This window comes from Streptomyces tricolor, from assembly GCF_002155905.1.
Lineage (GTDB): Bacteria > Actinomycetota > Actinomycetes > Streptomycetales > Streptomycetaceae > Streptomyces > Streptomyces tricolor.
Map to the genome: position 1 here is coordinate 1 of NZ_MUMF01000330.1, position 9,889 is coordinate 9,889.

Annotated in this window: 8 protein-coding genes; 5 read left to right on the top strand and 3 right to left on the bottom strand. The window is 74.4% G+C overall.

Annotated features, from left to right (window positions below; genetic code table 11):
* Window positions 1-236 precede the first annotated feature (236 nt).
* The 3 genes from CCN44_RS23550 (at window position 237) to CCN44_RS23560 (ending at window position 2,372) form a co-directional block, all read left to right on the top strand.
* Window positions 237-1,313 (top strand): sialidase family protein, encoded by a 1,077-nt coding sequence (locus CCN44_RS23550; RefSeq protein ID WP_059249014.1) that lies wholly within the window; start codon window positions 237-239, stop codon window positions 1,311-1,313.
* Window positions 1,314-1,351: 38 nt separating this feature from the next.
* A complete protein-coding gene (gene npdG, locus CCN44_RS23555; RefSeq protein ID WP_086699305.1) occupies window positions 1,352-2,065 on the top strand; it encodes an NADPH-dependent F420 reductase in 714 nt (237 codons plus the stop codon).
* Window positions 2,066-2,150: 85 nt separating this feature from the next.
* Window positions 2,151-2,372: a hypothetical protein gene (locus tag CCN44_RS23560; protein ID WP_059249012.1), complete on the top strand. Its 222-nt coding sequence runs from the start codon at window positions 2,151-2,153 to the stop codon at window positions 2,370-2,372.
* Between the two features lie 5 nt (window positions 2,373-2,377).
* Here CCN44_RS23560 and CCN44_RS23565 read toward each other — a convergent pair whose 3' ends face one another.
* Entirely contained in the window at window positions 2,378-3,178 is an 801-nt protein-coding gene (locus tag CCN44_RS23565; protein WP_086699308.1) for a site-2 protease family protein, read from the bottom strand.
* Between the two features lie 118 nt (window positions 3,179-3,296).
* Between CCN44_RS23565 and CCN44_RS45610 the strand changes: the two genes are divergently transcribed.
* Together CCN44_RS45610 and CCN44_RS23575 are read left to right on the top strand one after the other, a co-directional pair.
* Window positions 3,297-4,337: a DUF6578 domain-containing protein gene (locus CCN44_RS45610; RefSeq protein WP_208639824.1), complete on the top strand. Its 1,041-nt coding sequence runs from the start codon at window positions 3,297-3,299 to the stop codon at window positions 4,335-4,337.
* Between the two features lie 14 nt (window positions 4,338-4,351).
* Window positions 4,352-7,612 carry a BTAD domain-containing putative transcriptional regulator gene (locus tag CCN44_RS23575; RefSeq protein ID WP_086699311.1) on the top strand — a complete coding sequence of 1,087 codons (3,261 nt, stop codon included), beginning with the start codon at window positions 4,352-4,354 and terminating at the stop codon, window positions 7,610-7,612.
* A 13-nt stretch (window positions 7,613-7,625) separates the two neighbouring features.
* Here CCN44_RS23575 and CCN44_RS23580 read toward each other — a convergent pair whose 3' ends face one another.
* Both CCN44_RS23580 and CCN44_RS23585 read right to left on the bottom strand, forming a co-directional pair.
* Complete coding sequence (locus CCN44_RS23580) at window positions 7,626-8,447, bottom strand: ABC transporter permease (protein ID WP_059249009.1); 822 nt, start codon at window positions 8,445-8,447, stop codon at window positions 7,626-7,628.
* The gene (locus CCN44_RS23585) at window positions 8,444-9,469 is read right to left on the bottom strand and encodes an ATP-binding cassette domain-containing protein (RefSeq protein WP_059249008.1); all 1,026 of its coding nucleotides are present in this window, start codon (window positions 9,467-9,469) and stop codon (window positions 8,444-8,446) included. The genes CCN44_RS23580 and CCN44_RS23585 overlap by 4 nt, the downstream gene beginning before the upstream one ends.
* Window positions 9,470-9,889 lie beyond the last annotated feature (420 nt).

Here is a 9,889-nt window from a genome sequence, read left to right on the forward strand (position 1 = left end):
CACCAGCAGCAGTCCGCCCCCGTGCGCCACCACCGACCCGCGCAGCGCGCCCGCGAATCTCCGGGTGGCCCCCAGCCACTCGGTCCCGGCCAGCACTTCCCGCAGCAACGCGACCCGTACGGCGTCCATGCGACCGCATCCTGCCGCAAGCGCTCGCTCGTGACGCGGAGTTCACCCCGAATTCGCCCGACCCGGGGACGGTGGCGGCCCAGCCGCAGGCTTCCAGGAGGCGCCCGATGACCGACGTGACCGTCCCCTTCCGCGCGGGCCGCGAGGGCTACGCGAGCTTCCGCATACCCGCCGTCGTCGCCGGCCGGTCCGGCACCCTGCTCGCCTTCTGCGAGGGCCGCGTCGACTCCGCCGCCGACCACGGGCACATCCACATCGTGCTGAAGCGGTCCACGGACGGCGGCCGTACCTGGGGGCCGCTCCAGGTCGCCGCGCGCAACGGCACGGACCTCGCCGGCAACCCCGCCCCCGTCGTCCTGGACACCGGCCGGATCCTGCTCGTGCACGTCCGGGCCGCCGCCTCCGCCACCGAGGCCGCCGTCCTGCGCGGCCAGGTCGCGGAAGCCGACGGGCGGCGGGTGTGGGTGCAGCACAGCGACGACGACGGACTGACGTGGTCCGCGCCCAGGGAGATCACCGCGCAGGTGAAGCGGCCCGGCTGGCGCTGGTACGCCACCACCCCCGGCCACGCCCTCCAGCTCACCACCGGCCGCGTCCTCGTCCCGGCCAACCACACCGTGGCGCCCGCCGGCACCGACACCGGCGCCGAGGCGAAGTACCACGGCGGGCACTGCCTGCTCAGCGACGACCGCGGCGCGACCTGGCGCCTCGGCTACCTGGACGACGACACCGACGGCTACGTCAACGTCAACGAGACCACCGCCGCCGAACTCCCCGACGGCCGCGTCTACCTCAACGCCCGCAACGACTCCCCGTCGCCCGGCAACCGCGCCGACGCCCACTCGCCGGACGGCGGCGAGACGCTCACGAAGCCCTTCCGCCCGCAGGCCGGACTGACCGCGCCGGTCTGCGAGGCCGCCGTGCTCCAGCTCCGCGACCCCGACGTGCTGCTCTTCTCCGCCCCGGCCGACCCCGGCGGCGCCCGCGCCCTGATGACGATCCGCGCCTCCGACGACGGCGGCACCACCTGGCACCCGGCGTTCACCGTCGACGGGCTGCCCGCCGCCTACTCCGACCTGGTCCGCGTCGACCCGCACACCGTCGGACTGCTGTACGAGACGGGCGACTTCGGCGCCTACGAGACGATCACCTTCCGCCGGGTGCCCGTGCACCGGCTGGCCTGAGCCGGTACCGGCCCGGGGGCGGACGTAGAGTCGGGCCCATGACCTCTACCGACAGCGCACAGACTCCCGCGAAGGCCCCCGCGAAGGACCCCTGGGACCTGCCCGACGTCTCCGGCCTTGTCGTCGGCGTGCTCGGCGGCACCGGACCGCAGGGCAAGGGCCTCGCCTACCGGCTCGCCCAGGCCGGCCAGAAGGTGATCATCGGCTCCCGCTCCGCCGAGCGCGCCCAGGCCGCCGCCGACGAACTCGGCCACGGCATCGAGGGCGCCGACAACGCCGAGACCGCGCGCCGCAGCGACATCGTGATCGTCGCCGTACCGTGGGACGGCCACGGCGACACGCTGAAGTCCCTGCGCGAGGAGCTGGCCGGCAAGCTCGTCGTGGACTGCGTCAACCCCCTCGGCTTCGACAAGAAGGGCGCCTACGCGCTCAAGCCCGAGGAGGGCAGCGCCGCCGAGCAGGCCGCCGCCCTGCTGCCGGACTCCCGGGTCACCGCCGCCTTCCACCACCTGTCGGCCGTCCTCCTCCAGGACCCGGAGATCGAGCGGATCGACACCGATGTGATGGTGCTCGGCGAGGACCGCGCCGACGTGGAGATCGTGCAGGCGCTGGCCGGGCGCATCCCCGGCATGCGCGGCGTCTTCGCGGGCCGGCTGCGCAACGCCCACCAGGTGGAGTCGCTCGTCGCGAACCTGATCTCCGTCAACCGCCGGTACAAGGCGCACGCCGGGCTCCGCGTCACCGACGTGTGAGCCCCGCGGGGGCCGCGGCGGTCCATGGGGGACACTGGTCGGCGAAGCAGTTCCGAGCAGTGTCCCCGACAGGAGCCGACCCGCCATGCCCCTCTCGCCCTCGCCCAGCCCGACCCGGCGACTCGCTTTCTGCACCCTCGTCGTCTGCGTCCTCGCCGTGGCCGCCGCCGTCGTCTCCTTCGCGCGGGGCAGCTGGCTGGGGATCGTCTGGGTGCTGCTGGCGGGCCTGTCCTCCAACATGGCCTGGTACTACATCAAGCGCGGCCGGACCGCCGGCGGGCAGGGCGACAGCCCCGTCACGGGCTGAACGCGTCACGAGCCGAACGAGCAGATCTCCGGGGTGTCCTGCCAGAAGCGGTAGTGCGCCTCGCCGCAGTAGCGGGAGAAGTCGTCGACGTCCAGCGCCCGCATGATCGAGTCGATCACGTCGAAGAACGCGCCGTTGACCGACGGCAGCCACAGCAGCGCGAACACGAACAGCAGGCCGAACGGCGCGAACGGCTCCACCTGCCGCTTCACGGTGTACGACAGCCAGGGCTCGATCACCCCGTAGCCGTCCAGGCCCGGCACCGGCAGGAAGTTCAGCAGCGCCGCCGTCACCTGGAGCAGCGCCAGGAACGCCAGCGCGAACCGGAACTCCAGGGGCACGCCGTCCAGCGCGCCCAGCCAGAAGGGGGCCGTGCACACCGCGGCGAACAGCACGTTCGTCAGCGGGCCCGCCGCCGAGATCAGGCTGTGCCGCCAGCGGCCCCGGATCCGGTTCCGCTCGATGAACACCGCGCCGCCGGGCAGACCGATCCCGCCCATGATCACGAACAGCACCGGGAGCACGATGCTCAGCAGCGCGTGCGTGTACTTCAGCGGGTTCAGGGTGAGATAGCCCTTCGCGCCGACCGTGAAGTCCCCGCCGTGCAGGGCGGTGCGCGCGTGCGCGTACTCGTGCAGGCACAGGGAGACGATCCAGGCCGCGGTCACGAACAGGAACACCGCGATGCCCGGCTGCTCGGCGAACCCGGTCCAGGTGGCCCAGCCGGTCACCGCCGTCACCGCCAGGATGCCGACGAACACGGGACTGATCTGCCGTTCACCTCGGCGGGTGGTGGCGGTGGTCATGGGCAGGCTCCTGGGCGGCCGGGGACGGGCGGGAACTGCGACCGTACCGGCCGCGGGCCCGTGGCGAAAACGTCTCGCGACGGCCGTCCGGTTCCTGGAAGGTGAAGGAATGACTCGGATGAGGGTGTTCTACCCGGACACGGAGCTGGAGTGCTGCGGCACGCCGTTCGCCGTCGGCGACGAGATCGCCTGGCGCCTGGTCCCCGCCGACGCGCGAGACGAGCTCTACGGCGCCGAAGCCCGGGTGGACCACCACACCGGGCCCGACCGGGAGACCCTCGGCCGCGTCCACGCCATCGAGCTGGTGCACCAGCAGTACGTGGTCCACGCCGACCCGCGCCTCCGCGAGCAGATCGACCGGGCCCTCCGACCGGACCCGGGGTCCCCGGAGGTGGTCCTGCTCCCGTCCCCGTACACATGGGAACCGGTCCCCGGCGCCCGCACCCTGGAACCGGTCACCACCTGCCCGCAGTGGTTCGACCAGGACGAACCCCGCCTCGACCCCGCCCCCCAGCGGATCCGCCGCACCACGGGCGCACTGGTCACCCTGGACACCACCACAACCCGCCGGCTCCCGCCGCGGGCGGCTCCCGATCCGGCCGCTGCCGGATCCGGTGCGCCCGGGGGGACGGCCGTTACCGCGCGGGAGGCGCCCGGTGCGGTATCCGGGGCGGCGGATGCCGGGCCTGAAGTGCCTGGTGTGCACCGGGGGACTGCTGGTGTCGGGTGTGGGGTGGCCGGTGTCGCGCCACAGGTGCCTGGTGTGCCCGGGGGGACGGCCGGCACCGTGCGGGAGATGACCGGTGCGGCATCCGGGGTGGCCGGTGCCGGGCCTGAAGTGCCTGGTGTGCAGCGGGAGACTGCTGGTGCCGTGCTGGAGGCGACCGGTGCCGCGCCACAGGTGCCCGGGGTGCCCCGGCGGGCTGCCGCTGGTCTGCCCGGACCGCCCGGTGTCGCGCCGGAGGTGCCCGGGGTGCCCGGGCAGAGTGCCGCCGGTCTGCCCGCACCCCCCGGCGTGCCCCGTGAGGCGGGCGTCGCACCCTCCCGAGCCCCCGGCGCGGCCGTGACCCGAGCCCGCGGTGCCGCGACACCCGAGCACCCCGGCGCCGCCGCCGAGCCCGTCGGCGCCGCGCCGTACGAGCCCGGTGACCGTCGCTGATCGCTCCGGAGACAATGGACCCCGTGCGCTATCGGCTGCTCGGCACCACCCAGGCGATCCGCCCCGACGGTACGGCCGTCCCGGTCGGCGGGGCGCGGCTGCGTGCCCTGCTGAGCGTGCTCGCGCTGCGGGCCGGCCGGACCGTGCCCACCGGCGTGCTGGTGGACGAGGTCTGGGGTGCCGAGCCGCCCGCGGACGCCGTCGGCGCCCTCCAGGCGCTCGTCGGCCGGCTCCGGCGGGCCCTCGGCGCCGACGCCGTCGCCTCCGCCGACGGCGGCTACCGGCTCACCGCCGCACCCGACGACGTCGACCTCGGCCGCTTCGACCGGCTCACCGGCGACGGCCTGCGCGCCCTCGCCGACGGCGACCCGGCGAAGGCCGCCGCCGTCCTCGACGACGCCCTCGCCCTGTGGCGCGGCCCCGCCCTCGCCGACCTGCCCGACCGCACCGCCGAGGCGGCCCGCTGGGAGACCCGCCGGCTCGACGCCCAGCGCGCCCGGCACACCGCAGCGCTCGCCCTCGGCGCGGCCGAGCAGGCCCTGCCCGAGCTGACCGCCCTGTGCGACAGCCACCCCCTGGACGAGCAGCTCCAGGCACTGCGGCTGCGCGCCCTGCGCGACGCCGGCCGCCCCGCCCAGGCCCTCGCCGCCTACGAGGACGTACGACGCCTGCTCGCCGACCGGCTCGGCTCCGAACCCGGCCTGGAACTGCGCGCCCTGCACGCCGAGCTGCTCCGCGAGGAACCGGCGCCGCCGAGCCGTCCCGCGGGCCGCCCGGGCAACCTGCCCGCCCGGCTGACCTCCTTCGTCGGCCGGGAGAGCGACATCCGGGCCATCGGCGCCGACCTCGCCGCGGCCCGCCTGGTCACCCTGCTCGGACCCGGCGGCGCCGGCAAGACCCGGCTGTCCCTGGAGGCCGCCGAGGCGGTACGGCCCACCGTCCGGGACGGGGTCTGGCTCGCCGAGCTGGCCCCCGTGGACGACCCCGACGCCGTACCGCAGGCCGTGCTCACCGCGATCGGCGCCCGCGAGACCGTGCTGCACGGCGCCGGCGTGGACGGCATGCGCGCGGTCACCGACCGGCACGGCGACCCCGTCGAACGGCTCGTGGAGCACTGCGCCCGGCGCCGCATGCTGATCATCCTGGACAACTGCGAGCACGTCGTGGACGCCGCCGCCCGGCTCGCCGAGCGGCTGCTGGCCCGCTGCCCGGAGCTGACCGTCCTCGCCACCAGCCGCGAACCCCTCGGCGTGCCGGGGGAGCGGGTACGGCCCGTGGAACCGCTGCCCGAGCCGGTCGCGCTGCGGCTGCTCGCCGAGCGGGGCGCGGCGGCCCGCCCCGGCTTCCGGACCGCGGACGACCCCGAGGCGTGCGCCGAGATCTGCCGCCGCCTGGACGGACTGCCCCTCGCGATCGAGCTGGCCGCGGCCCGGCTGCGCATGCTGACGCCCCGCCAGATCGCGGACCGGCTGGACGACCGCTTCCGGCTGCTCACCTCCGGCAGCCGCACCCTGCTGCCCCGCCAGCAGACCCTCAGAGCCGTCGTGGACTGGTCCTGGGACCTGCTGGACAGCGGCGAACGCGACGTCCTCGCCCGGCTGTCGGTCTTCGCCGGCGGCTGCGACCTCGCCGCCGCCGAGGCCGTGTGCGGTCCGGCCGCCCTGGACGCCCTCGGCTCCCTGGTCGACAAGTCCCTGGTGGTGGCCGCCCCCGCGGCCGACGGCGGCATGCGCTACCGGCTGCTGGAGACCGTCGCCGAGTACGCCGCCGAACGCCTCGCCGAGACCGGCCGGCGGCGCGAGGCCGAGCGCGCCCACCTGACCTACTACCGGGAACTCGCCCGCACCACCGACCCGTTGCTGCGCGGCCCCGAGCAGCGCGCCGCCATCGACCGGTTCCAGCTGGAGTACGAGAACCTGCGCACCGCCTTCCGGCACGCCGTCGCCGAACGCGACGAGCAGGAGGGACTCTGCCTGGTCCTGTCCCTGCTCTGGTTCTGGCAGATGCGCGACCAGCGCATCGAGACCCGCACCTGGTGCCGGGAGGTCATGGCGCTCGGCCCCGACCCGTTCGCCGAACCGGTCCGCCGCGCCGCCCCGGTGTGGCAGCGCTGCACCGACACCCCGCCGCCGTACACCGGCGAGATCCTCGCCGAGGCCCGGCGCGGGGTCCACCTGGCCCACCTGGCCTGCATGGACACCGAGATCGACGCCTGGCAGACCCCCGAGGCGCAGGCCAAGCTCCGCGCCGTCGCACAGGTCTACGAGCCCGGCCTGCCGCAGACCTGCCGCCCGCCGGGCATGCTGTGGTTCTTCGCCGAGCTGCTGACCGGCGGCGCCCAGCGGATGCGCACCATCGTGGACGCCACCGTGCGGACCTGCCGGGACACCCCGGGCTACGAATGGGAGCTGGCCGGCGCCCTCCAGCTGCGCGCCAACATCCTCGCCAACCGCACCGCCTGGGTCGGCGACGCCACCCGGGACGCCGACGAGTCCCTGGAGATCTACCGCCGCCTCGGCGACGCCTGGGGTGCCACCGAGGCGCTGTCCGCGCGCGGCGAGGCCCGCGAGCGCAAGGGCGCCCACCACGAGGCCGCCGCCGACTACCAGGCCGCCATCGGACACGCCGAACGCCTCGGCGCCCACGCCCAGACGGCCATCCTGCGCGCCCGGCTCGGCAACGTGCTCATGGACGCGGGCGAGACCGAACGCGGCGAGCGGATGCTCCGGGAGGTCATCGCCAGCCAGGACGGCTCGCACAACGAGGCGATGCCCGCCGCCCGGCTCTTCCTCGCCGTCTGGCTCAGCCTGACCGACCGCACGGCGGAGGCGCGCGAACAGCTGCGGCTGCTGCGCGAGGAGGTCACGATCGCGCGCTTCATCGTCTTCGACGCGGTGATCCTCTGCCAGGAGGCGTGGGTGGACGCCGTGGACGGGCGCGTCGAGGAGGCCCTGGAGCGGACCCGCAGGGCGCTCGGCCTCGCCACCGACCCGCTGACCGAGGCCATCACCCCGCATCTGTCGTCCATCTGCCTCACCGTCGCCGCGATGGCCCTCGCCCGCGCCGACGGCGGCACCCGCGCCGCCGACGCCGCCCGCTGTCTGGCCGCCGCCGCCGCGCTGCTGCCGCCCGGCCATGTGGTCTCCGGCGTGGAGCGGCGCAGCCGCGACCTGACCGAGGCCCGGATCCGGGAGGCGCTGGACGAACGGGCGTACCGGGCCGCGTACGCCGAGGGCGGCGGCCTCTCCCTCGCGGAGGCCACCGCCCTGGTGTGAGCGACGCGGACCGTCAGCTCTTGGTGCGGAACTTGTGGATGGCGACCGGGGCCATGACCGCGGTCAGTCCCACCGACCAGATCAGCGTCACCCACAGGTCGTGCGCGATCGGACCGCCCTCCATCAGGCCGCGCGCGGTGTCGGCCAGCGAGGAGAGCGGGTTGTAGTCGGTGAACGCCTGGAGCCAGCCCGGCATCGAATCGGTCGGCGCGAAGATGGACGAGCCGAACTGGAGCGGCATCAGCACCAGGAAGCCCATCGCCTGCACCGACTGGGCGTTCTTCATCACCACGCCCAGGGTCAGGAACACCCACATCAGCGCCGAGCCGAACACCACCGACAGACCCACGGAGGCCAGCAGACCGGCCCAGCTGTTGATGTCGTAGCCCACGAGGAGGGCCACCACCATCAGCACCGCGGTCGCGAACAGCATCCGCATCAGCTCCACCGCGATCTTCGCGAAGAGCACGGAGCCGCGGCCGATCGGCAGGGACCGGAAGCGGTCCATGACACCGGAGTTGAAGTCCTGGTTGAACCCGGTGCCCACGCCCTGGGCCATGTTCATGCCCATCATGGCCATGAGGCCGGGGATGACGTACTGGATGTACTGGTCCTGGCCGCCGCCCAGCGACTGGCCGATGGAACCGCCGAAGACGTACACGAACAGCAGGGTGAAGATGACCGGGAACAGGATGGCGTCGAACATCGACTCCGGGTCCTGCCGGATCCACAGCAGGTTGCGGCGGACCAGCGCGCCGGTGTGCCGCAGATGGGCCCGCAGCGGGATCGGCGTGTCGGCCTTGGCAGCGGCCGGGGACAGGGTGGCGGAACTCATACGGCGACCTCCTGGCGGTCGTCGGCGGGCACGGTGTCCTGCGGGGCACTGGCGCGGTGGCCGGTGAGGGACAGGAACACCTCGTCCAGGCTGGGCAGTTCGGTGGTGATGGAGGAGAGGGTGATGCCGCGCGCGGTGACCGCGCCGACCACGGCGGTCAGCTGTTCGTCGCTGAGGATCGGCACCAGCAGGGTCCCGGTCTCGGTGTCCACGGTGGTGGCCGCGAGCCCGGTGATGCCCAGCTCGTCCAGCATGGCGGCGAGCGGGCGCAGCTCCAGCGGGTCGACCGGCCGCACGCGCAGGGTGCGTCCGCCGACGCGGGCCTTCAGCTCCTCGATCCCGCCGTTGGCGATGACCTTGCCCCGGTCCACCACGGTCAGCTCGGAGGCGAGCTGTTCGGCCTCCTCCATGTACTGGGTGGTGAGCAGGACGGTGACGCCGTCGCCGACCATGGCCTTCACCTCGTCCCACACCTCGTTGCGGGTGCGGGGGTCGAGGCCGGTGGTGGGCTCGTCCAGGTACAGCACGGCGGGCCGTCCGATCATGGACGCGGCCAGGTCCAGCCGCCGCCGCATGCCGCCGGAGTAGGTGCCCGCCGGGCGCCGGGCGGCCTCCGTCAGCGAGAACCGCTCCAGCAGCTCGTCCGCGCGGGCGCGGGCGTCCTTGCGGGACAGGTCCAGCAGCCGGCCGATCAGGTACAGGTTCTCCCAGCCCGGGAGCTTCTCGTCCACCGAGGCGTACTGGCCGGTCAGCCCGATGACCCGGCGCAGCTGACGGGGCTGGCGCACGACGTCGTAGCCGGCCACGGTGGCCTGCCCGGCGTCGGGGGTGATCAGGGTGGACAGGATGCGTACGAGGGTGGTCTTGCCGGCGCCGTTCGGCCCGAGCACACCCATCACGGTGCCCTCGCGCACGTCCAGGTCGACACCGTCCAGCGCCTTGGTCTCGCCGTAGTGCTTGACCAGTCCCCGTACGGTCACGGCGGAACGTCCGCCGGCGGGGTTGTCGTCGATGCGTGTCATGCCGACGACAATGCCAGGGCCCACCGACAAACCACCGACATCCTCCTGACACCCACCGACAGGCACCGACACCCCGGACATCGCCCGGCTGCCGCGATCCCGGCCGGCCGCGAGAGGCTCCCCACGGCGCCGCGCGGACAAACACCGTGACGGCGCCCTTCCAGCCGGCCGTCCGGGTCGGCCGGTTCGGCGGCGACCGGTGTCGGGGTTCTGGTCGGCTGGGTGGGGGTTGTTACCGGTGCCGCCCCGGGCGGACGCCGTGGGGGTGCGCTTGTAGTCGGCCGTTCGGGTCGGCCGGTTCGGCGGCGACGGGCGTCGGGGTTCTGGTCGGCTGGGTGGGGGTTGTCACCGGTGCCGCCGCGGGCGGACGCCGTGGGGGTGCGCTTCCCGTCGGCCGTCTGGGTCGGCCGGTTCGGCGGC